Source organism: Jiella endophytica (assembly GCF_004519335.1).
Classification (GTDB): domain Bacteria; phylum Pseudomonadota; class Alphaproteobacteria; order Rhizobiales; family Rhizobiaceae; genus Jiella; species Jiella endophytica.
In genome coordinates, this window is the sequence record NZ_SOZD01000004.1 from 222929 (window position 1) to 245382 (window position 22454).

General features: G+C 66.1%; 20 protein-coding genes, 1 tRNA gene and 1 pseudogene. 14 read left to right on the forward strand and 8 right to left on the reverse strand.

Annotated features, from left to right (window positions below):
* Positions 1-4: 4 nt before the first annotated feature.
* The 5 genes from ligD to E3C22_RS14110 form a co-directional block, all read right to left on the reverse strand.
* On the reverse strand, positions 5-2818 hold the full coding sequence (ligD, locus tag E3C22_RS14090) for a DNA ligase D (protein WP_134762687.1): 2814 nt from the start codon (positions 2816-2818) through the stop codon (positions 5-7).
* Positions 2819-2821: 3 nt separating this feature from the next.
* The gene (ku, locus tag E3C22_RS14095; protein ID WP_134762688.1) at positions 2822-3928 is read right to left on the reverse strand and encodes a non-homologous end joining protein Ku; all 1107 of its coding nucleotides are present in this window, start codon (positions 3926-3928) and stop codon (positions 2822-2824) included.
* A gap of 81 nt (positions 3929-4009) precedes the next feature.
* Positions 4010-4624 carry a hypothetical protein gene (locus tag E3C22_RS14100; protein WP_134762689.1) on the reverse strand — a complete coding sequence of 205 codons (615 nt, stop codon included), beginning with the start codon at positions 4622-4624 and terminating at the stop codon, positions 4010-4012.
* Positions 4608-4955: a DUF167 domain-containing protein gene (locus E3C22_RS14105; RefSeq protein WP_134762690.1), complete on the reverse strand. Its 348-nt coding sequence runs from the start codon at positions 4953-4955 to the stop codon at positions 4608-4610. The genes E3C22_RS14100 and E3C22_RS14105 overlap by 17 nt, the downstream gene beginning before the upstream one ends.
* A 12-nt stretch (positions 4956-4967) precedes the next feature.
* Positions 4968-5270 carry a YggT family protein gene (locus tag E3C22_RS14110; protein WP_134762691.1) on the reverse strand — a complete coding sequence of 101 codons (303 nt, stop codon included), beginning with the start codon at positions 5268-5270 and terminating at the stop codon, positions 4968-4970.
* Positions 5271-5511: 241 nt separating this feature from the next.
* Between E3C22_RS14110 and E3C22_RS14115 the strand changes: the two genes are divergently transcribed.
* The 9 genes from E3C22_RS14115 to E3C22_RS14155 all read left to right on the forward strand — a co-directional run bounded on the left by E3C22_RS14115 (position 5512) and on the right by E3C22_RS14155 (position 15131).
* Positions 5512-5587 (forward strand) — tRNA-Ala (locus tag E3C22_RS14115).
* Positions 5588-5732: 145 nt separating this feature from the next.
* Positions 5733-7772 carry an O-linked N-acetylglucosamine transferase, SPINDLY family protein gene (locus tag E3C22_RS14120; protein ID WP_134762692.1) on the forward strand — a complete coding sequence of 680 codons (2040 nt, stop codon included), beginning with the start codon at positions 5733-5735 and terminating at the stop codon, positions 7770-7772.
* 145 nt (positions 7773-7917) lie between these two features.
* Positions 7918-8691 carry a glucose-1-phosphate cytidylyltransferase gene (gene rfbF / locus E3C22_RS14125; RefSeq protein ID WP_134763015.1) on the forward strand — a complete coding sequence of 258 codons (774 nt, stop codon included), beginning with the start codon at positions 7918-7920 and terminating at the stop codon, positions 8689-8691.
* Entirely contained in the window at positions 8682-9764 is a 1083-nt protein-coding gene (rfbG, locus tag E3C22_RS14130; protein WP_134763014.1) for a CDP-glucose 4,6-dehydratase, read from the forward strand. Before rfbF ends, rfbG begins: the two co-directional genes overlap by 10 nt.
* Positions 9764-10294 carry a dTDP-4-dehydrorhamnose 3,5-epimerase gene (gene rfbC / locus E3C22_RS14135; RefSeq protein ID WP_134762693.1) on the forward strand — a complete coding sequence of 177 codons (531 nt, stop codon included), beginning with the start codon at positions 9764-9766 and terminating at the stop codon, positions 10292-10294. Before rfbG ends, rfbC begins: the two co-directional genes overlap by 1 nt.
* Entirely contained in the window at positions 10291-11607 is a 1317-nt protein-coding gene (locus tag E3C22_RS14140) for a glycosyltransferase family 2 protein (RefSeq protein WP_134762694.1), read from the forward strand. Before rfbC ends, E3C22_RS14140 begins: the two co-directional genes overlap by 4 nt.
* A gap of 2 nt (positions 11608-11609) precedes the next feature.
* The gene (locus tag E3C22_RS14145; protein WP_134762695.1) at positions 11610-12887 is read left to right on the forward strand and encodes a class I SAM-dependent methyltransferase; all 1278 of its coding nucleotides are present in this window, start codon (positions 11610-11612) and stop codon (positions 12885-12887) included.
* Positions 12888-12910: 23 nt separating this feature from the next.
* On the forward strand, positions 12911-13651 hold the full coding sequence (locus E3C22_RS14150; protein WP_134762696.1) for a hypothetical protein: 741 nt from the start codon (positions 12911-12913) through the stop codon (positions 13649-13651).
* Positions 13652-13697: 46 nt separating this feature from the next.
* The gene (locus E3C22_RS14155) at positions 13698-15131 is read left to right on the forward strand and encodes a class I SAM-dependent methyltransferase (RefSeq protein ID WP_134762697.1); all 1434 of its coding nucleotides are present in this window, start codon (positions 13698-13700) and stop codon (positions 15129-15131) included.
* 188 nt (positions 15132-15319) lie between these two features.
* On the opposite strand, the pseudogene E3C22_RS24790 reads toward E3C22_RS14155, so the two are convergent.
* The 3 genes and pseudogenes from E3C22_RS24790 to E3C22_RS14170 all read right to left on the reverse strand — a co-directional run.
* Positions 15320-16192: pseudogene (locus tag E3C22_RS24790) on the reverse strand (glycosyltransferase); the annotation flags it as partial.
* Complete coding sequence (locus E3C22_RS14165) at positions 16189-17262, reverse strand: radical SAM/SPASM domain-containing protein (RefSeq protein WP_134762699.1); 1074 nt, start codon at positions 17260-17262, stop codon at positions 16189-16191. The gene E3C22_RS14165 and the pseudogene E3C22_RS24790, both read right to left, overlap by 4 nt.
* A gap of 149 nt (positions 17263-17411) precedes the next feature.
* On the reverse strand, positions 17412-18287 hold the full coding sequence (locus E3C22_RS14170; protein ID WP_134762700.1) for an NAD-dependent epimerase/dehydratase family protein: 876 nt from the start codon (positions 18285-18287) through the stop codon (positions 17412-17414).
* 127 nt (positions 18288-18414) lie between these two features.
* Between E3C22_RS14170 and E3C22_RS14175 the strand changes: the two genes are divergently transcribed.
* The 5 genes from E3C22_RS14175 to E3C22_RS14195 all read left to right on the forward strand — a co-directional run bounded on the left by E3C22_RS14175 (position 18415) and on the right by E3C22_RS14195 (position 22408).
* On the forward strand, positions 18415-19617 hold the full coding sequence (locus E3C22_RS14175) for an FkbM family methyltransferase (RefSeq protein WP_134762701.1): 1203 nt from the start codon (positions 18415-18417) through the stop codon (positions 19615-19617).
* A complete protein-coding gene (locus E3C22_RS14180) occupies positions 19614-20765 on the forward strand; it encodes an FkbM family methyltransferase (RefSeq protein WP_134762702.1) in 1152 nt (383 codons plus the stop codon). Before E3C22_RS14175 ends, E3C22_RS14180 begins: the two co-directional genes overlap by 4 nt.
* Positions 20762-21583 carry a cephalosporin hydroxylase family protein gene (locus E3C22_RS14185; protein WP_134762703.1) on the forward strand — a complete coding sequence of 274 codons (822 nt, stop codon included), beginning with the start codon at positions 20762-20764 and terminating at the stop codon, positions 21581-21583. The genes E3C22_RS14180 and E3C22_RS14185 overlap by 4 nt, the downstream gene beginning before the upstream one ends.
* 161 nt (positions 21584-21744) lie before the next feature.
* On the forward strand, positions 21745-22029 hold the full coding sequence (locus E3C22_RS14190; protein WP_134762704.1) for a BrnT family toxin: 285 nt from the start codon (positions 21745-21747) through the stop codon (positions 22027-22029).
* 22 nt (positions 22030-22051) lie between these two features.
* Complete coding sequence (locus tag E3C22_RS14195; RefSeq protein ID WP_134762705.1) at positions 22052-22408, forward strand: helix-turn-helix domain-containing protein; 357 nt, start codon at positions 22052-22054, stop codon at positions 22406-22408.
* Positions 22409-22454: the final 46 nt, after the last annotated feature.

Genomic DNA, 22454 nt, shown 5'->3' on the forward strand with positions numbered 1-22454 from the left:
CGGCTCAGCCCTTCAGCCCGAGCCGCCCCATCATCGCCTTGGTGATCGACTGGCGGATCGTCGGCCGCTCGAAGGCCTCGCCCTTGTCGATGCGATCGATCACCGCCTGCATGGTGAAGGCGCTGGCGGATTCGAGATCGTCGAGCTCGTCCCAGGACAAGGGCACGGCCACCCGCGCGCCGGGCCTTGCCCGCACCGAATAGTCGGCGATCGACGTCGCCGCATGGTCGTTGCGAAAATAGTCGATGAACAGCTTTCCCTTGCGCTTGGCCTTCGACATCGTCGCCACATAGGCCTTCGGCGCATCGGTCGCCATCTTCTCCGCAAAGGCCTCGCAGAACGCCTTCACCTCGGGAAACTCGCGCCGGCGGCTGATCGGCACGACGACGTGCAGCCCCTTGCCGCCGGTGCATTTGACGAAGCTTTCAAGGCCGAGGTCATCGAGGCGGTTGCCAAGATCGCGGGCCGCCAGCTTCACCGCCTCGAAGGGAATGCCCTCGTCCGGATCGAGATCGAAGACCAGCCGGTCCGGCACGTCCACCTTGTCGACCGTCGACGCCCAGGGATGCAACTCGATCCCGCCCATCTGGGCGAGTTCGAGGATGCCCTTCTCGTCATCGACGTAGAAATACTCCGTCGTCTTGCCGTCATGGGTGACGTCGACGGGCTTGATGTCGGCGCCCCAGCCCTTGCCGGCCGAGCGCTGGAAGAAGCATTCCTCGCCGATGCCGCCCGGACAGCGGAGCAGCGAGACCGGATGGCCGGCGATGTCGGCGAGCATCAGCTTCGCCACCTTGCCGTAATAGTCCGCAAGGTCGCCCTTCGTCGGCCCGTTCTCGTCGTCGAAGATCGGCCGGTCCGGATGGGTGATCTCGACGCCGGCGACGCGAAGCGGCTTGTTCGAGCGCTTCCTGGTAGGGGCTTCGGATTTCGATGCGGATGCCGTCTTCGCCGCAGCCTCACGCGAGGACCCGGCTGTCGAAGCGCTGCGCGATTTCCCTGCCTTCCCCGCCTTGCCTGCTTTCTTAGCCTTCGTCTCGCTGGCCGCGTTCTCCTGCGGAGTCTCGCGGGTCACCTCCTCGGCCGGTTTGTCCTCCCGCAGCCCCTTGAAGGACGGGTGGCGGATCTTGCCCTCCCCCGTCCATTCGGTGAAGGCGACCTCGCAGAGGAGCTTCGGGGTGACCCAGTTGGCGCCGCGCTTTTCCGCCGCCGTCAGCCCCTCCACCGGCGGCGTCTTGCGGCCGATCGCTTCCAGCTTTTCCCGCAGCGCCGCGGCCGAGACGTCGGTGAAGCCGGTGCCGACCTTGCCGGCATAGACAAGGCCGTCATCGCCGGAATAGCCGAGATGCAGCGCCCCGATCGCCCGGGCGCCGCCGGCCGCCTTGGTATAGCCGATGATGACGAATTCCTGGCGCTTGATGCATTTCGACTTCAGCCAGCTTTTCGTCCGGCCGACGCGATAGGGCGCATCGGCCTTCTTCGAGATGACGCCCTCGAGGCCCATCGAGCAGGAACGCGCGATCATCTGATCGCCCTTGCCCTCGATATGGTCGGAGTAGCGCAGGATCTTCTTCTCCCGCGCCGACTGGCCGGCGAGCACCGCCTTCAGCCGCTCCTTGCGTGCCGTCAGCGGTTGCTTCGCAAGGTCCTCGCCGTCGAGTTCCAGGCAGTCGAACAGGAAGGCGACGATCCCCCTGTCGGTCTCCTCGGACAGGGCGTTCTGCAGCTTCTGGAAGTCGGAGCGGCCGCCATCGTCGAGGACGACCGCCTCCATGTCGAAGACCGCGTCGGCGACGTCGAGCTTTTCCAGCGCCTTGGCCAGCCGCCCGAAGCGGTGCGTCCAGTCCTTGCCGTTGCGGGTGAGGAGCCGAGCATCGTTGCCGCTGACGAGGCCGATCAGCCGGTAGCCGTCGAACTTGATCTCGTGCAGCCAGTTGGCACCGCCGGGCGGCGCATCGACAAGCGTCGCGAGCTGCGGCTTGCCGTGGGACTTCGCGAGAGCGTCGAGGGAAATGCCGGCCGCCTTCTTCTTGCCGCTGGTATTGGCGGAAGTCTTGCGGCCCGAGCTCCCTGTGCTTGCCTTCTTCGAATCCGACGACCCTGTCGAAGCGGATTTGCCGGACGACTTCGCCCCTTTCGACGTCGTTCCCTTCGACTGCGCCGCGCGGCTGGTCGCCTTGGAGATCCTGCCGCCCTTGCCGCGTGTGACGTCGCTGGACCAGTGATCGCCGTCCTCGCCGCCCTCTTCTTCGGCGATCTCGGCCATCGACCGGCCGGACTTCACGCTTGTCGTCTCGCCGCCGAGAAACGCCTCGCCGTCTTCGTCGGGACGGGCGAAATCGTCCTTCTCCTTGATGAGCAGCCAGTTCTCGCGCTTTTCCTTCTTGCGCGGCTTCATCCGCACCAGCACCCACCGCCCGGTCAGCCGTTCGCCGGAGAGCTCGAATTTCAGCTCGCCCTTTTCCAGCCCTTCGGCGACGTCGCCGAGCGGCTTCCAGGTGCCGGTGTCCCACAGCATGACGGTGCCGCCGCCATATTCGCCCTTGGGAATGGTGCCTTCGAAGGACCCGTAGTCGAGCGGGTGGTCCTCGGTGCGCACGGCGAGGCGCTTGTCGGAAGGGTTGTAGCTCGGGCCGCGGGTCACCGCCCAGGAGAGGAGGACGCCGTCATCCTCGAGGCGGAAGTCGTAATGCAGCCTTGTCGCGTCATGCTTCTGGATCAGATAGGCGCGGCCCGCCTTGCCGCGGCCGGCGCTGCCTCGCGGTTCCTTCGTCCGCTTGAAATCGCGCTTGGAATGATAGGTTTCGAGCGAGGCCATGGCTTAGGCTGCCTTGCTGCCCCTGGAGCGTCCACCCGATTTTTTCGTGCCCGACTTTGAGGAGGATCGCGAGGTTCCGGAGGCGCTCTTCGATGCAGAGGACTTGGACGACGACTTCGCCGAGCCGGAGGATTTTGCCGTCGAGGACGATTTCGTCGACGATGACTTGGCCGACGATTTGGCCGAAGACGTCGATTTCGATCCCGACGACTTGCCGGCGGACGACTTGCCGGACGGCTTGCTGGACGAGGACCCTTTGGCGGAGGACCCGCCGCCCGATGACGCTTTTGTCCGGGACGACGACTTCGAGCCCTTGCCGCCGCCGGACTGTTCGAGGCTGCGCCTCAGCGCGTCCATGATGTCGATGACGTTGCCGGAATCCTCCTCCGGCGCTTCCTCGGCTTCAGGCTCCTTGCCGGCGATCTTCGCCTTGATGATCTCCATCAGCCCCTGCTGATAGGTGTCCTTGAAGGCCTTCGGATCGAAGGGCTTGGACTTCTTCTCGATCAGCAGCTGGGCGAGTTCGAGCTGCTCGTCGTCGATCTCGGCGTCGTCGTCCACCTCGTCGAAGAACTTCTTGGCGTCGCGCACTTCCTGGGCATAGCGCAACGTCTCCAGCATCAGCCCGTCGCCGCAGGGCTTGATGGCGGCGATGCGCTCCTTGTTGGCGATGACGATGCGGCCGAGGGCCACCTTCTTGGTCTTCCGCAGCGCCTCGCGGATCGTCACATAGGCGTCCTGCACGCCGTCCTCGTCCGGGGCGATGTAATAGGGCCTGTCGTAATAGATCGGGTCGATGTCGCTGGCGTCGGTGAACTGGGTGAGCTCGATGACGTGGTTGCTCTCGGCCTTGAGCTTCTCGATCTCTTCGTCCTCGACGGCGACGAACTTGCCCTTCTCGTACTCATAGCCCTTGACGATGTCGTCGTTCTCGACGACCTCCTCGTCCTTTTCCGACACCTTCTGGTAGCGGATCCGCTGACCGGTCTCCTTGTCGTACTGATGGAGCTGAATCGTCCTCGCCGGGCTCGTCGCAGCGAAGAGACGAACCGGAAAGGAAACGAGCGACAGGCGGATATGCCCGGTCCAGTAGGCGCGCGGAGTACTCATGACTCGCGCAACGGGAATCCCGGCAAGAGGTTCAGCCGGTCCGAAAAGAATCTCGACCTTCGGTAAAGGCGGGGTTTGCGGCTACTGCTGGACGGCGGAGGCGCTGCCGCCGAGTTCGGAGAACTTGCCGCGATATTTCGGCCTGTCCGAGCCGCAGACGAAGCCTTGCGCCTCTTCGTCGGCGATCTGGCGCGCAAGCACGTTGGCGTCCCGGTTGACGCTCGCATCGACATAGCCGACCGGGCAGCTGCCCTCGCCGGAAAGCGTATAGACGGCGAGGACGTCGGTGATCTTGCCGGAACCGTCGCCGGGGTCGAGATGGAAACGCAGGATCGTTGCGAAGGGCTTGCCGCCGGCAAGCCGCCACTCGATCGTCTCACCCGGCTCGTTGAACGGGCCGAAGGTGGCGGACTCCTCGCCGGGCGCGCCGAAATCGACGCTGAAGCGCAGATCCCCCTCGGAGGCGAAGACCGGAATGTCCTGATAGCCGGGGCATTTCAGATCGACCCCGCCGCCCTCCTCATATTCCTTCAACACCTCGCAGGAATCGAGGTCGAGCTTGGTATAGGCGCTGTCGAAGCCTGCGGCAGAAGCGGGAATGCCGGTGGCAAGGGCGACGAAAAGACCCGCAGCCGCTGGAAGAACGGCGCGCGTCAGGCATCGCGGTGACAGGCTGAATTCAGGTCGGCTGGTCATTCCGGATCCCGATCTCCTGCAGGGTCTCGGCGAGACTATCACAGGGAATGGCGAGACGGAGGGTTTTCTGACGCTGCGTCATGCCGGCAGCGACGGTGATCGCCGTCTTCGGGATACGGAAGTGTCTGGCGATCAATGCGATGAGGGCCTTGTTGGCCTTGCCGTCCTCCGGAACGGCGGCAAGCCGGACGGCCAGCCGCTCGTCCCCCGCGGCATCCGTGACGACGCCGGCGATGGCGTCGCGCGATGCCCGGGGCGTCACCCGCACGAACAGGAGCGTCGCCTCGCCTTCGCTCCTGAAAAACCGCTGGCCGGCCGGCTCGTCAGGCATCGAGCGCCTGCCTCAGAGGCCGGCGCGGACGATCGCCGGATCGATGTAGACGACGATGAAATACTGCAGGAACATGATGGCGAAGAGCACCACCAGCGGCGACAGGTCGATGCCGCCGAGATCGGGCAGGAAGCGGCGGATGCGGCGATAGACCGGCTCGGTCATCTGCCAGAGGAAACGGCCGACGCTGTCGACGAAGGGATTTCCCGGATTGACGATGTTGAAGGCGTAGAGCCAGGACAGAATCGCCGAGGCGATGACGATCCACCAATAGAGATTGAGTGCCTGATAAAGTACGAAAGTGACTGCCAGCATCGATCCCGTGCCCTGTTTCTGACCCCGCCGATGTAGACATCGCGGCAGGGTGGCGCAAGCAGCGCGGGTCCGGAGCGTTAACGCCCGGAATGGCTGATCCGTCTGGTGCCTGATCTTCGCAGGACTTGCGGCGGGCTTTTCCGCCGCGCAGGAGGGGCACCGGCGATTTCGCCGAGCCCGGCATCGACCCCGTTGACAGCCACCGCCCGCTGGCACTACATGCCGCTTCGCAACGGTGGACGGGGCTGTAGCTCAGTTGGGAGAGCGCGTCGTTCGCAATGACGAGGTCAGCGGTTCGATCCCGCTCAGCTCCACCAGCGCCCGCCTTTCCGGTCCGTCGAGCTTCGCGTCACCCCGGCATCCGGGGCGTCGGCCGCGCTCCGTTCCGGCCTAGCCGCCAGTCAGGGGCAAGTCGCACCGCTTAGACCTTCCATCGTCTTTCCGGATGGAGCGAATGGTTCGGTGCGACTGTCTGTCGAAAAAGCCTCTGCCCAGGCCCGCAAGCTCGAAAAGCGCGGCGAGTTCGACGCGGCGCACGCACTCTATGCCGAACTCCTCGGCCAGTATCCGCAGAACCGGCGCGTCGCCGGCGCCCTCGAAGCGCTGATCGAACGGACCGGCAATCCGCCCATCGAGACGCTGGAGGCCCTCGAAGCCGCCTATCACCGGCGCGACTATGCCGCCGTGATCGGGACCGGCACGGCGCTCGCCGCCTCCTTCCCGCGCTCGGTGACCCTGTGGAACATCCTCGGCGCGGCCGCCCTCGCCCTGAAAGAGGCGAAGGCCGCCGAAGCGAGTTTCCGCCAGGCCCTCGCCATCCATCCGCAGAATGTCGACGCCTTGTCCAATCTCGGTGTCGCGCTGAAGGCGCAGAACCGGTTCGACGAGGCGCTGGCAAGCTATGCCGCAGCGGCGGAATTCACGCCGAACAACGCCAGCATCCTCTTCAACCTCGCCAATCTGCTGCGCGGTGCCGGCCGGCAACAAGAGGCGATCGCCGCCTTCGAAAAGGCAGCGAGGGCCAGGCCGGGCGATGCCGAGGCGCGGTTCTCCATCGCCTCGATCCTGCAGGAGGCGGGCGACGGCCCGGCGGCGGTCGACCATGCGGTGAAGGCGCTCGCCATCGATCCCGGCCATGCCCGGGCGCGGGCGCTGGCGATGCACCAGCTCTGCCATCTCTGCGACTTCGAGCGGCTGGGGGCGCATCGCGCCCATGTCGAGACGCTCGGCCTCGACGGCCAGCCGATCGAGCCCTTCGCGCTGATCGCCCTCGACGATTCACCCGGCCGCTTCAGGCAGCGATCGGAGGCCTGGGCCGGCGAGATCGCCGTTCCATCAGCGCCGCTGCCGGCGCGTTCCGCGAGCGATGGCAGCGGGCGCATCAGGCTCGGCTATTTTTCGGCCGACTTCCACAATCACGCAACGATGTATCTGATCTCGCAGGTCTTCGCCCATCACGACCGGGACCGATTCGAGATCGCGGTCTATTCCTATGGCGGCAAGGAAGACGCGGCGATCGGCCCGCGGCTGCGGCAGGCGGCAGGCCTCTACCGGGACGTCGCCCCCCTCCCCGACACGGCAATCGTGCAGCTGGCCAGAGCCGACGGCCTCGATATCGCGGTGGACCTCAAGGGCTACACCAAGGGGGCAAGGCCGGGCATCTTCGCTGCCCGCGTCGCGCCGGTGCAGATCAGCTATCTCGGCTTTCCCGGCACGATGGGGGCGCCGTTCATCGACTATCTCGTCGCCGACGAGGTGATCATCCCGGAGAGCCACGCACAGCATTATTCCGAGGCGGTGATCCGCCTGCCGCACAGCTACCAGCCGACCGACGAGACACGGGCGATCGTTCAGGACGCTTCCAGCCGCAGCGACCACTGCCTGCCGGAGACGGGCTTCGTCTTCTGCGGCTTCAACGCCACCTACAAGATCCAGCCGCGCGATTTTGCGGTCTGGATGCGGCTGCTCTCCGCGGTCGGCGGCAGCGTCCTCTGGCTGATGAAATCCAATGAGTGGGCGCAAGCCAATCTGCGGGCTGCGGCGAAGGCGGCCGGCGTCGACCCGGAGAGGCTGGTCTTCGCCCCGCCGATCGGCCACCTGCCGCATCTTTCCCGCCATCGTCATGCCGACCTCTTCCTCGACACCTTCACCTGCAACGCCCACACGACCGCGAGCGACGCGCTCTGGGCCGGCCTGCCGCTGGTGACACGGATCGGCGAGCAGTTCGCCGCCCGGGTGGCGGCGAGCGTGCTGAATGCGGCCGGGCTGCCGGAACTCGTGACACAGACCGATGCCGCCTATGAGGAACTGGCGCTCGGCCTCGCGACCGACCCGGCGAGGCTCGCAGCCGTCAAAGCGAAGCTCGCGGCGGCGCGGTCGACGGCGCCGCTCTTCGACAGTGCCGGTTACACCCGCCATCTCGAGGCAGCCTTCGCGGCCGCGCATCGCCGCCAGCTTGCGGGCGAGGCGCCGGCGCCGATCCGCATCGCGGCAGGGACCTGAGCCCCGGATCAGGCTCACGCAAGTGCTTTGCGAGTATCCCGGTCGTGACCGGATGATCGATTCTTGAAGATTCCCAGATGTCGACGGCAGCCTTGAACAACGATCGCAAGACTGACCCATGCAGCCTCTCGCCGGGAGCCGCGGCATGAAGGTGGTGATCCTGGCCGGCGGGCGCGGATCGCGGCTGAGCGAAGAGACGACGCTGCGGCCAAAGCCGCTGGTCGAGATCGGCGACAAGCCGATCCTCTGGCACATCATGAGCATCTACGCGCATTTCGGCTTCGACGAGTTCATCGTCTGTGCCGGCTACAAGGGCTACCAGATCAAGGAATACTTCGCCAATCTGGTGCTCCACCATTCCGACATCACGGTGGACCTTGGCGAAAACACCATCCGCTATCACCAGTCGAAGCGGCCGAACTGGAAGGTCAGCATCGTCGACACCGGCCTCGACACGCTGACCGGCGGCCGGCTGAAGCGCATCGCGCCCTTCCTCGACAAGGGCGAGACCTTCCTGATGACCTATGGCGACGGCGTCGCCGACATCGACGTTCGAGCCGAGGTTGCCTTTCACCGCTCTCACGGCCTCAAGGCGACGATGTGCGCCATCGCTCCCCCGGGCCGCTTCGGCACCGTCGAGATCGACGAGGGCCGGGTCTCCGCCTTCGTCGAGAAGCCGACGGCAAACCGCCAGCGCATCAATGGCGGTTTCTTCGTGCTGGAGCCTTCCGTGCTGGACCTCATCGACGGCGACGGCACCTCCTTCGAGGGTGCGCCGCTGGCGCGGCTGACCGCCGAGGGGCAGCTCGCCGCCTATCGCCACGACGGCTTCTGGCAGCCGATGGACACCCTGCGCGAGCGCGACCAGCTGGAAGAGCTGTGGCGCACCGGCCGCGCACCCTGGAAGCTGTGGTCGTGAGCGGCTTCTGGAAAGGCCGCCGGGTTCTCCTCACCGGACACACCGGCTTCAAGGGCGCCTGGCTCAGCCTCTGGCTGGAACGGCTCGGCGCGGCGGTCACCGCGGTTGCTCTGGAGCCGGACACCGCCCCCTCGCTCCATGCCATGCTGACGCCCTTTGCCGGCCAGAGACAGCATCTCACCGACATCCGCGACCTTGCCGCATTGGAGAGGATCGTCGCCGAGGCCCGGCCGGAGATCGTCTTCCACCTCGCCGCCGAAGCGCTGGTGCGCCGCTCCTATTCGGATCCTGTCGGGACGTTCGGGACCAACGTCATGGGCACGGTCAACCTCCTGCAGGCGCTCCGCCGAGCGCCGGAGGCAAAGGCCGTGGTGATCGTCACCACCGACAAGGTCTATGAGAACGACGAGAGCGGCCGGCCCTTCGAGGAGAAAGACAGGCTCGGCGGCAAGGACCCCTATAGCGCCTCCAAGGCCTGCGCCGAACTCGTTGCCGCGAGCTTCAGGGCAAGTTTCTTCGCTGAGGGCGGTCCGGCCATCGCCACGGCACGGGCCGGCAATGTGGTCGGCGGCGGCGACTTTTCCGCCGACCGGCTGGTGCCGGATTTCGTCCGGGCCGTTGAGCGGGGCGAGCCGATCCGCCTGCGCTCGCCGATGGCGGTGCGCCCCTGGCAGCATGTGGTCGAGCCGCTGGCCGGCTATCTGATGCTGGCGGAGGCCCTGGCGCTACGCCCCTCCGAGGCGCCGGAAGCGGTGAATTTCGGCCCCGACCCGGCCCAGTTCGCAAGCGTCGCGACCGTTGCCGAAGCGCTCGGCCGCGCCTTCGAGAGGCCGCTGCCCTGGCTGCCGGCGGGCGGCGTCCATCCGCCCGAAGCGCGGCAGCTTCGCCTGTCTTCAAGACTCGCGGCCGAGCGGCTCGGCTGGCGCCCGCTGCTGTCGCTGGACGAGACGCTGGCCTGGACCGCCGAATGGTATCGCGCCCAAAGTTCCGGCGCCGCCATGCGCCAGGTCACCGAGGCGCAAATCGCCGCCTATGAGGCACTGCGCCGACCCCGCCGCGTCGAGGCGGCGTGATGCGTTTTGCCGAGACCGCGATCGCGGGCGCTTATCTCGTCGAGCCGGAACCCTTTACCGACGAGCGCGGGCTCTTCGCCCGCACCTTCTGCGCCGAGACTTTCGCGGCGCGCGGCCTCGAAGCCCGGCTTGTGCAGGCGAGCACCTCGTTCAATCCGACACGCGGTACCCTGCGCGGCCTGCACTATCAGTCAGCACCGCATGGCGAGGCCAAGCTGGTGCGCGCGACTGCGGGCCGGATCTTCGATGTCGCCGTCGATCTCAGGCCGGGATCGCCGAGCTATCTCGCCCATGCGAGCGTCGAGCTCGACGCCTCGCACCGCAACGCCTTCTATATCCCCGAGGGCTGCGCCCACGGCTTTCTCACCCTCACCGAGGACTGCGAGGTTCTCTACCTCGTCTCCGCAGCCCATGCGCCCGATTGCGCCCGGACCGTCCGCTGGGACGATCCGGCCTTCGCGATCGACTGGCCGGCCGCCCCCACGCTCATCTCGCCCCGCGATGCCAGCGCCGAGGATTTTCTGCCATGACCATCACCGTCGATCCCGCCCGCCTCTCGGCCGCAAGCGCGCTCGAAGGCCCCGAAGCGCCGACCGACGTCGTGCTGTCGCTCTGCGTTCCGACCTACAACCGGGCGCGGTTCCTCGAACATCTCTTCCCGCATATCCGCGAAGCCTCGCAGGTCTTCGACTTTTCCTACGAGATCGTCGTTTCGGACAACGCCTCGCCCGACGACACCGCCGAGGTGGTGGCAAGGTTCAAGGCCGAGGGCCTGCCGATCCGCTATTTCCGCCAGGAAGAGAACAAGCGCCTCTCCAACCAGTTCAGCGCCTTCCGCCATGCCCGCGGCGAGTTTCTGGTCTATCTCGCCGACGACGACCTGATGATCCCCGAAGCGCTCGCCGACAACATCCGCTTCATGATGGAAAACCCTCAGATCCGCGTCGTCTATACGCCCTTCGAGATCTACGACGCGCTCAACGGCGAGCGGCATTGCCTGTTCTATCATCTGCGCAAACCAGTCGAGGTGTTCCAGCCCGGCCAGGAAGTCGATCTTCTGAAGATGCTGGTCGAGAACCACGTGATGCCGGAGATCGGCATCTACCGGGCCGAGGCGGTGCGCCAGCTCGTCTCGGCACCGCAGTTCTGCTACTGGGCCTTCGCCTATCTCGCGACGATGGTCTCGCAGGGGCCGGTGGCCTTCCGGGACGTGCCCTATTACCGCTCGGTGACGCTGACGCCGGTAATGCCGAACCGGCATCAGGAAGGCACCCACGACAATCTCTACAACTGGGATGCGTTTCGCGGCGGCCTCGAATTCATGGTGTTCAGCCTCCTGAAGCGCCTCGGCCTGACGCCGGACCGCGAGCTGCAGCGGATCTTCCGCGACATGGTCGACAGCTTCCTGTCGATGCGCATGCATGTCTCGCTCCGGCTCTGGCTCGGCCGGCGGGACTATCTGAAGGCCTATGAGCTGATCACGAGGCTGAGCTATCTCAATCCCGCCAGCGTCCGGAACATCGCCGGCGTCGAGCAGCTGTTGCCGCTGGTGCGGGCGCAGGTGCTGGCGCAGCTCGCCAACGGGATCGCCGAGATCGATCGGCTGATCCTCGACGGGATCGACGACGTGTCCGGTTTCGAGACGACGTTGCGCGATCTCGGGCTGAAGGATCACATCGCCGTCGTCGCCAGCAGCACAGTCGGGGCGGCAGACGATACGCCGAAGGAGCGGAGCTTCGTCTTCCTGCGCGACGAGGCGCGGCGCGCGCATTTCATGGGCGAAGGCTTCGAGAAGGGGCTGATCGTCAGCACCGGCGACATCGAATCGAACTTCCCGATCTGACGATGCGCGCCGCACTCTCCCCCGTCCCGGCAGAAAATGACCGCGCGGCGGCGTGCTGCCGCCATTGCGGCGCCGGGCTGTCGCTCCCCTTCCTCGACCTCGGCAGCGCGCCGCCCTCCAACGCCTATCTGAGCGAGGCGCAGCTCGGCGCGCCGGAGACCACCTTTCCGCTGAAGCTCCTCGTCTGCGAGGAATGCTTCCTCGTCCAGACCGAGGACTATGCCGGCCGCGACGCGCTGTTTGCCGGCGACTATGCCTATTTCTCCTCGGTCTCGTCGTCCTGGCTCGATCATGCCCGCCGCTATGTCGCCGAGATGACCCAGCGCTTCGGCTTGTCGCCTGACAGCGTCGTCGCCGAAGTCGCGGCGAATGACGGCTATCTCCTGCAATATGTGAAAGATGCCGGCATCCCCTGCTACGGTATCGAGCCGACGGCGGGCACCGCCGCGGCGGCGCGCGAAAAGGGCATCGACGTCGTCGAGGCGTTCTTCGGCCGGGAACTCGGCGAGGTGCTGGCCGCAGACGGCCGCGCTGCCGATCTCATCGCCGCCAACAACGTTCTCGCCCATGTGCCGGACATCAACGACTTCGTCGCAGGCTTTGCCGCGCTGTTGAAGCCAGCGGGCGTTGCGACCTTCGAGTTCCCGCATCTTCTGCGCATGGTGGAAGGCGGGCAGTTCGATACCGCCTATCACGAGCACTATTCCTATCTGTCGCTCTCTGCCGTCTGCCGGATCTTCGCCGGAAACGGCCTTGCGGTCTTCGACGTCGAGGAGCTTTCTACCCATGGCGGCAGCCTGCGGGTGTTCGCCCGGCGGGCCGACGGCGTGCCCCGCATGGTCTCTTCCAAGGTCGCGGCGGTGCTCGCCGCCGAAGATGCGGCCGGCATGAGCGGCGCCACCTTCTACGGTCGCCTGCAGCCGGTCGCAGAGAGGATCAAGGACGACCTCCTCGCCTTCCTGATCGCGGCAAAGCGCGAAGGGCGCAGCGTCGCCGCCTATGGCGCCGCGGCGAAGGGCAACACGCTGTTGAACTTTGCCGGCGTGCGCCCCGACCTTTTGCCATTCGTGGTCGATCGCAGCCCCGGCAAGCTCGGAAAGTTCCTGCCCGCAAGCCGCATCCCGATCGTCGGGGAAGAGCGGCTGAAGGCGGCCCGGCCGGACTATGTGCTGCTGCTGCCGTGGAACATCAGGGACGAGCTCACCCGGCAGCTCGCCTATGTCGGCGAATGGGGCGGACGCTTCGTCACCGCCGTGCCGGAACTTGCCATCGGGCATTGACGGCGACAGAGCGGAGAACACCGTTGCAGACCTTCAATGGCACCCATCAGTCGGGCATATTGCTCGCCTGCATGCCGAAGAGCGGCTCGTCCTCGACGGCGCGGATGATCAGCCGCTTTCCGAATGTCCGCACGGCTTTCCTGGTGCCGGCCTTCGACATTCGCGAGCAGGAAATCGACATCAAGATCCTCGAGCAGCAGCTCGCCGCCAATGTCGGCCGGACCTTCGTGGCGCAGACCCATGTCTGCCTGTCGAACACCACCCGCTCCTTCATCGACGGCAAGCTGCTTCTGCCGCTGGTGTCGACGCGGAACCTGCCGGACGACCTGATTTCTTCGATCGATCACTATGCTCAGAACGACAATACTAAGGAAAACTTCCTACTTCCAGTAGATTTTCAGGCAAGGTCTATGGAGGAAAAGATCGACTACGTCATTCACTTCCAGACGCCGTGGCTGCTCAAATTCTTCAAGTCGTGGAGCCGCTACGAGCGGTTTGGAGAGGTCTGGCTGAAATACGAGGATCTCGCCCGGGACAACATGGCATTCCTCAGGACGATCCCGGCCATGCTGGGGCTGGACTATGAGATCGATACCAAGGCCGGCGACGGCGCCGAACGGCTGGAGAGCCGCCGGCTCAACCGGGGCGTCAATGGCCGCGGCCGTGAATTGATGTCGCCTGCCCAGCTGGCGCTGATCGAGAGAATGGTCGTGATGTACGACATCCCGCAAGAGTATCGCGGCTACCTGCTGTACGGCGAGTGACGGACGAGTATCCCCGACGAAGCTCTTCCCGGAGACACTGACCCCCATGACCTCCTGCCATGCCTGCGGCGCGCCGACGCGTCCGCTTGACGACGTCGTTTTTCGTGATTTCGACGGCTCGCTGTTTTCGCGCTCCGGCGTCATCCGCCATTGCACCGCATGCGGCCTCGGCGCCGTCGATACCGGGCTGAGCGACGCGGCGATCGCCCGGCACTATGCCGACGATTGCCTCTATGTGGAGATGACCGGCGTCGGCGTCGGCGGCAACACGCCCGAGGACGCCGCACGCTACGAGCACTATGCCGACATTCTCGCGCCCTTCGTCGGGGAGATTTCCGCCAAGGCCGGGCTGGTCGATGTCGGCTGCTCGCGGGGCGGCATGCTGCGCGATCTGAAGGACCGGTTTCCCGAACTGCCGCTCTCCGGCATCGACCTCGACGAGGCGAGCCTTGCGTCGTTGCGCCAGGCCGGCATCGCCGCCAGCCCCGGCAGCGCGCTCGACCTGCCGCTTCCGACCGCCAGCCAGTCGATGCTCTCCTACCTCCACGTCTTCGAGCATATCCTCGACACCGATCAGGTGCTCAAGGAAGCCGCCCGGGTGATCATGCCGGAGGGCCTGCTCTTCATCGAGGTGCCGGATGCGGCCGACTACGGCGCCGACGACGCGCGGGTCGGGACGATGTTCTGGCTCGCCATGAAGGAACACGTCTATCACTTCACGAAAGATGCCCTCGCGGCGATCCTCGCCCGCAACGGCTTTTCGGTGCTCCGCACGGTGCGCTCGCACCTGCCGATGCGTGCCGGCAAGGCCTATCCCTCGCTGATCGTCGTCGCCAGGAAAACCGAAGATGCGTCAGCCGCCGCGGTGTCCGGCGCGTTTGACAAGGCGCTGCCCGAACACGTTGCGGCGGAGATCCGCGCCTTTGCCGAACAGGCGCAGGCGATCTCGGCCTTTTGTGAAAGACACGAACGGATCGCCTTCTGGGGGATCAGCCTCGAATTCCTGAACCTGTGGGCAAGACTCGGAAACGAACTCAAGCGGCGCTTCCCCGTGCGGCTCTTCGACGGCAATGGCGGCAAGCAGAAGCTGACCGTCGACGGGTTGCCGATCGGCCCCGCCGGGCCGCCGCTCTCATCGGAAGGCCTCGTCGTCTGTGCCTATATGGCGGGCGAAGCGATCTCCCAAGAGGCGGCGCGGCTCGGCTGGCGAGAGGAGACCGTCCTGGTGCTCGAGGGTTCGGCCGGCGCTCGACAACTGCGGGCTGGCGACATGCGTATGTCGGGCGAGCCTGGTCAGCCGGCGATCGCCCACAACGCCGGATCGCCGGGAAAACATCGGCGGAAATGGGCGATCGAGCCCTTCGTCGCGGTCGGGCCGAACAGGCCGGAGGCTTCCGACAAGGCCTCCCCGCCCCGCGCGGGCACTCCAAGGCTCGCCGCGAACCATTCCGCCGGCCCGGCACCCAGAACCTCGACATAGTCGCGGCGGCGCTTCGGCGCGGCCACGGCGCGGTCGTAAAGAGCGGCGAAGACACTGAGGGTCGCGGCCGGCGCGTGGTGGGCCGCGACGTGGCGGGCGGTCGCCGCGCCGAGTGCCGCGACATCGCTCGGATGGCCGACCATCCAGTCGAGCCAGCCGGCACATTCTTCCAACGACCCTGCGACGATCCCGGTCTCGCCATGGCTGACGATCGCCCGCTCGGCCGGATTGTCCAGCACCAGCGGGCAGAGGCCGAGCGACATCGCCTCGACGAGGGCATTCTCGCCGGTGCCGTAGTGATCGGGCGAAAGCGGGTAGAAGAAGACATCGAGGCCGGCAAGCGCCGACGCCGGGTCGTCAGCATGGCCTTCGAGGCTGACCCGCTCGGGCCGTCTCATGGCTGCTGCGGCGGTTGCCACCGCACCGCCGGGATCGACCGAGCCGAACAGCCGGACGCGGATATCGCTGCGGGCAGCGTCGATCGCCGCGAAGACGCCCGGATGCAGCTTGGCGAAATCGAGGGTGCCGAGATAGCCGATGCGCGGCGGGCCGGACGGACGCTCACTCGGCTCACGCGGCGCCGAAAAGCCGAAGCCGGAATTCGCCACGATGAAGGCCTCGGGCCGGCGGGCGATCTCCGGCTGCAGATTGCCGGCCGCAAAAGAGCAGGCCGAGGTGAAGGCCGTGACCTCCGCAAGCTCGGCCAGCGCCGACGGAATGACCGGCGGGGCAAGCCCCGATATGTGGGCCCACAGCACCAGCCGGTGCGGCGGCAGAGGTCGGCGCGCCAGACATTCGTAGAGCCGCGGATGGCTCCACCACTCGACCTGCAGGATGTCGGCCGCTTCGGTGTGCCGGGCGATCGCCGCCGCGTCCGGCGCGACGACGACTTCGGCTCCCGCAGCGACGATACGATCGACGAAGCGCCTGTCCTGCGGCGCTTCGAGAAGTAGAAAACGATGGCTCTCCAGGCATCCGGCTGCCTGCCTCGCCTCGGCCAGCGCCGCATGGGCCTTTCCGACGCCGCCGCCGAGATGTGCCGCGACGTGGAGGATCCTCATTCGGCAGCTTCCGGCAGCCGCCGCACGCCGCCCGGCGCCGGCACCGAGCGGTCGAAGGCGACGCTCTCGCCGAAGCGCTGGAGCAGCGTCTCGCGATAGGGATCGATATTGTCCGGCAGGCAATGGGTGAGCTGGCCGCAGCCGCCGCAAACGCCGTTCTCGCAGCGCCTGCCCTGAAGATGCTGGAGCCTCAGGGCATTCATCTTGTCGGAGGTCCAGATCTCCTTCATCGACTGCCGGCGGACGTCGCCGATGACGAGCTTGCGCTCCCAGTCGAGGAAGCAGGAACTGACCAGGCCGTCGGCATTCACCGAATAGCCGTAGAAGATATACGGGCAGGTATCGGTGTCGCCGACCTCCTGCTGGTAGATGCCGCCCTGGATCTTGACGCCGGTATGGGCCTCGATGTCGAATTCCGGCCAGCAGGGCGCGAAATTCTCGATGAAGATCCGGTCGCAGTGATCGCCGAAGGTGTCGTAGAATTCCTGGCGCTGGGCGTCGGTGATGAGCTCGCCGGGGATCTTCACGACCACTTCGCAATCGCCCTTGTTGGCATAGAGCCAGCGGACATTGGCGACGAAACCGTCGAAGTCGAAATCGGTCTTGGTGAAGCGGCGATACTGATCGCGCGTCATGCCGTCGACGGAGATGTTGATCTTGTCGAGGCCGGCCTCGATCACCGGGCCGAGGCGCTCCGGGGTGATGAAGGTGCCGTTGGTGGTGGTGTCGATATAGTCGACATGGCCGCTCTCTTTGGCGTAGCGGATCATGTCGGCGAGGCGTTTGTTGAGGAAGGGCTCGCCGTCCTTGTAGAGGCGCAGCACCTTGATCGGCTGCCCGAATTCGCCGAGGTCGTCGACGATCTTGGTGAACAGGTCGAACTTCATCGCACCCTGATACCGCCCGGTATCGCGGATCATGTCGCGGTGGCCGGTCGGGCAGAAGGAGCACTGGAAATTGCAGGCGCTCGCCGGATCGACGAAGACGACGAAGGGCGTCTCCAGCGGGATCACGGTTTCCAGTCGGGTCCGGCCTTCGAGATTGATGCGCGGCTTGATCTCGGCTTTCATCGTGTCGCTCTTTTCCTCAGAGCGCCATGCGTCCGAATGGACGCGCAAAGGACGCTCTAACTCTTTGAATCACCGCATCGTGCGGACCGAAAATCGATTCCGATTTCCGGGCCGATGCTGTAGCCGCCGGGGACGGGCGGCCGATCGTTTCAGTCGCCCTGCGGGCCGCTCGGAGCCCGCGGCAAGAGGTTCGGGACGCCGACGACGGCCGCGGGGTCGGTGGCCCTAGCCGGTGCGGCGCCGAAATCCAGAAGGTCGCGTCGGCCGGTCTCGTCGGCGATCGCCTCGGCAAAGGCGCGCAGCGTGACGGCGCGACCTGAACAGATGTTGATTGCGCCAGCCTGTTCAGTTTCGACGATGCTCGCGATCATCCGCCCGGCCTCGGCGACGTCGAGAAAATCGCGCAGCTGCGTGCCGGAAGAGAGCTTCGCCCGCTCACCCGAGGCAAGGCAGCGGCGAAGATAAGGTACCAGGCGGGAGGGGTGCTCGCTCTCGCCGTGGAGATAGAACAGCCGCGCCCAGGAAAAGCGGACGTTTCGCGCGGCGAGGTAGCGCTCGAGCGTCGCAAACAGCGCGAGCTTCGTCGTTGCGTAAAGCGTCGTCGGGGCAAGCGGCGAGGCGATCGTCAACCGGTCGGCCGGCAGGGCGTATTCGAAGCAGGTGCCGAGGCCGACGATGTGGCCAACGCCGGCGGAAACCGCCGCGCGTGCCAGCGCCAGGCTGCCGGAGAGGCAGGCAAGGTTTTCCTCGGATTCGAGATACTGGCCCGGCTCGACGGACCAGGCGGCATGGACGAGCGTGTCGATGCCTTCGAAAGCCGCGGCGAGCGTTTGCGCAATTGGGGCAAAGACGTCGTCGATCTCGACGATTGCGGCGGGCGCGGCGAGGCGCCCGGCCGATCCCGTCCGCAACAGCGCGCGCACCTCGTGGCCATCCGCCATCAGCGCGCGATGGATCTGCCGGCCGACGAAGCCGGTGGCGCCGGTGAGGAGAACGCGTTTCCGTAAGGTGGTCGGCCGGGACATCGTCCGTCTTTGCAAAGCTATCCGGCCACCATCGACCGGAGATGATTTCAATCGTCTTCATCCACCGCAAGCTTTGCGCGAGACTTGTCCGCGATAAGGAAAGCGGATTTGAGCATCGGACGATCAGATGGACGCCGTTTTTCCCGGGCGCACGATCTCCCGGACAATCTCGAAGCTGCCGGACGCGAGGGAAGCGCTGGCGCTTCTCTGCGAGGCCAATCTGCGGGCACCCGGCGGCGAGCCCGTCGTCGTCCGCAATCGCGACCTCTGGCTCTACGGCGCCGGCAATCTCGGCCGCCTCGCTTGTCGCCACCTCGAGGCCGTCTGCCAGCCGGTCGCCGGGATCATCGACCGCAACGCGCAGGCCTTCGCGGGGACCGACGCCTTTGCCGGCCTGCCCGTCCTGGCGCCGGACGAGGTGCCCGCTGCGGTGAAGGAAGAGGCCCTCTTGGCGGTCTCCGTCGTGACGTCGCCCTTCGCGCCGCTTCAGGCCGAGCTCGTGGCAAGCGGCTGGCGGACCGTCGTTCCCTTCTACGACGTCGCGGAGACCTATCGCGACCGCCATCCGCTCTCCAATGGCTGGTTTGCCGCCGCCATGGGCACCGAGGCGATGGGCGATGCCGGGGAGGTTCTGGAAGGCTTTGCCGACGACGCCTCGCGGGCCCACTATCTGCGCTTTGCGGCATGGCGGCTCGCCCGCCAGGAATGGGATTTTCCGAAGGCACCCGTCACCACCGGCGACCGCTTCTTCATTCCCGAGACCTGCTCCGCATTTCAGCCGGGAGAGCGCGTCGTCGATGCCGGCGCCCATCAGGGCGAGCTTCTGCCGCGCTTCTGGGCGGCGCTCGATGGCAGTGCGGAAAAATTTTGGGCGATCGAGCCCGATCCGCAAAGCCTCAACGCGCTCGGCCTAGCGCAGATCGGCTGGCCGAGCGTCCTACGGGACCGCGTCGAGATCGTCGATGCCGTGCTCGCCGACTGCGGCAAGAAGGCGCGCTTCCACGCCGGTCTCGGCTATGCCTCGCAGACCGCGGCCACAGGATCGACGCTCCGCGAAACGACGACCATCGACGCGCTCGGTCTCGATGCGACCATCCTCAAGCTGCATCTCGAAGGCGGCGAACTTGCCGCGCTGAAGGGCGGGCTCGAAACGGTGCGGCGCAACCGGCCGATCGTCATGCTGACCGTCTATCACGACGCGGCGGGGCTCATCGAATCGCCGCTCTTCCTGATGCGCGAGCTTGCGGACTATGGCATCCTGATGCGCACCCACGCTTATTGCGGCACCGGCGCCGTCCTCTACGCCATCCCGGACGAGCGCGTGCCATGACCGCGATGCTCTTGAAGGCAGCCCATCGCGGCAGCGATGCCGACGATCTCTGGCCGCGGGTCGAGCGAGAGGCCGCAAGCCTTTCGGCGAAGGTCGAGGCGGCGGAGGCCGCAGGGCACCTCAGCCTGATGGGTTGCGGATTTCACGGCCGCCATGCCGCGGCGACCCTTCGCGGCGAAGGCCGCGAGCTGGCCGGCTTCTTCGACAACGATCCGAGGAAGCAGGGTACGACGCAAGAGGGTCTGCCGGTTCTGCCGCTCGCCGCCTACCGGCAGGAGCGACATGGCTTCGTGCTGATCACGGCACGCCATGTCGTTCCGCTTTTGTCGCGCCAGCTGTCGCAGGCGGGGATCGACCATCTCTCCTACGACGCCTTTTTCGTCGCCCGGCACCTGGGTCGCCTGCAGATAGCCCGCGAAAAATTCTTTGCCGAGACCGAATCCAAAAGGGTCTTCGACACGCTGCTCCTCGCCATGCTGACCGGCGACGCGGCGCCGATCGCAGCGATCGTCTCGCCGGACCAGTATTTCCATTTCCCGAAGGAAGCCCGGGCCGAGCGGGAGGTCTTCATCGACGCCGGGGCCCATGACGGCGATACGGTCGCCGCCTTTCTCGACTTTCACAAAGGCCGCTTCGAGCGCATCGTCGCCATCGAGCCGACCCCGTCGACCTTCGCCGCGCTCGAAAGAAACGTCGCGGTGCTCGGAAAACGCTGGGGCTTCTCGCCGGAGCGCGTCACCCTCGTCAATGCCGGGGTCGGCGCCAAACCCATGACGCTCGCGCTCGCTGCCGATGCGGCGATGCCGACCAGCAATGCGCTGGTGCCGGCCGGAACAGGCACCGGCGAGACGATCGCCGTCCTGCCGCTCGACCAAATCGTCGCGGACCAGACCGTCAGCTTTCTCAAGGCCGACGTCGAGGGGATGGAGCTTGCGATGCTCTACGGCGCCCGGCGGATGATCTCGGCGCACCGGCCGAAGCTCGCCATCAGCCTCTATCACCGGCTCGAGGATTTCCTCGACATTCCCGGCTTCATCACGGAGCTTTCGGGCGACTATCGCTTCAGGCTGCGCCATCATACGGCGAGCCTCCTCGAAACGGTCCTCTACGCCTATGCCGGGGACCAGCCATCGGACAGGACTATATGAGCGACAACGACCCCATCGAGAACTTCCGCCGCTATGTCGCCGGCAATATCGAGCGGGCCGGCGCCGACACCGGCTTTCGCGGCCTGTCGGAGGTGTGGGTGCGCGAATCGATCCGCCACGCCTATGCCCAGAACTTCACCTGGCTCGGCCGGCCGATCATCCAGGTGCCGCAGGACAGCTACGCGATCCAGGAACTGATCTGGACGGCGCGGCCGGACCTCGTCGTCGAAACCGGCATCGCCCATGGCGGCTCTCTGGTGATGAGCGCCTCGATGCTGGCGATGCTCGACTATTGCGACGCCGTGGAGGCCGGCGCGACCCTCGATCCGAGGGGCAGCCGGCGCAAGGTGGTCGGCGTCGACATCGACATCAGGGCCCACAACCGCTCGGCCCTCGACGCCCATCCGATGCGCCACAAGATGCATCTCCTCGAGGGCTCCTCCATCGCCCCCGGCATCGCCGAGACGATCTACGCCCATGCCGAGGGTTATGAGAGGGTGATGGTGTTCCTCGATTCCAACCACACCCACGAGCATGTGCTGGAAGAGCTGAGGCTCTATGCGCCGCTGGTCTCGAAGGGCTCTTACTGCGTGGTCTGGGACACCGGGGTCGAGGACCTACCCGCCGACATGTGCGGCGACCGGCCATGGGGCAAGGGCAACAATCCCAAGACCGCGGTCTGGGCCTATCTCGATCGGCTGGAAAAGGAGGGCGCCACGGGCCGCGACGGCGAGCCGCTGCGCTTTGCGACCGACAGGACCATCGAGAACAAGCTGATGATCACCGCTTCGCCGGACGGATTTCTGAAGCGGATGTGAGGGGCGGAGCGCCTTCCGGCGCCCTGGCGCGACGCGCTTTGGACATCGTCCGTTTGGCGGGCGTTCCAGCGTCGGCGTTCCCGCATTTTCAGTCCCGTAACCGTGAACAGGCCGCCGAGCGACATTGAAACTCATACGGCATTGCCGTATACTTTCCAACGATGAGAGCGCCGCGCCGCTTCGAATGGGATGATGCGAAGGCCGCCAGGATCGAGGCGGAACGCGGCATTTCCGTTGCGCTGGCGACGGCGGTGTTCGATGATCCCGACCGTCTCGACATGGTGGATGACAGGCAGCCCTATGGCGAGGAAAGGCGGATCACCATCGGCGAAGCCGACGGCCTCCTGCTCACAGTCGTCTACACGATGCGCGGTGCCGTCTGCCGGATCATCACCGTCTGGCCGGCCAGCCGCAAGCAGAGGAGCGCCTATCGTGGCAAGCTATGAAAGAGCCCCGGATAATCGCCCGATGCTACCGCAGACTTTACGGGATCGTCTCGCCGCGCTGACGGAGGACGAGATCGAGGCGATGCAGCTGACCGACGATGCCGCGTCTCCGCCTGACGAGGCGATGCTCGAGCGAGCCGTTCTCGCACGCCGGCTGAAGCGGCTACGCCGGCGACTGGACCTGTCTCAGGCCGAATTCGCAGCGCGATTCCGGATCCCGCAAGGAACCGTGAAGGACTGGGAGCAGGCGAGGCGCATGCCCGATGCACCGGCGCTCGCCTATCTCGCCGTCATCGAGGCCGAGCCCGAGGCCGTGGACCGCGCCCTTACAGCATCGGCCCGAAAATCGGAATCGATTTTCGGAAAGCACGATGCGTAGACTCAATAACTTAGAGCGTCCTTTGTGCGTCCATTCGGACGCACGG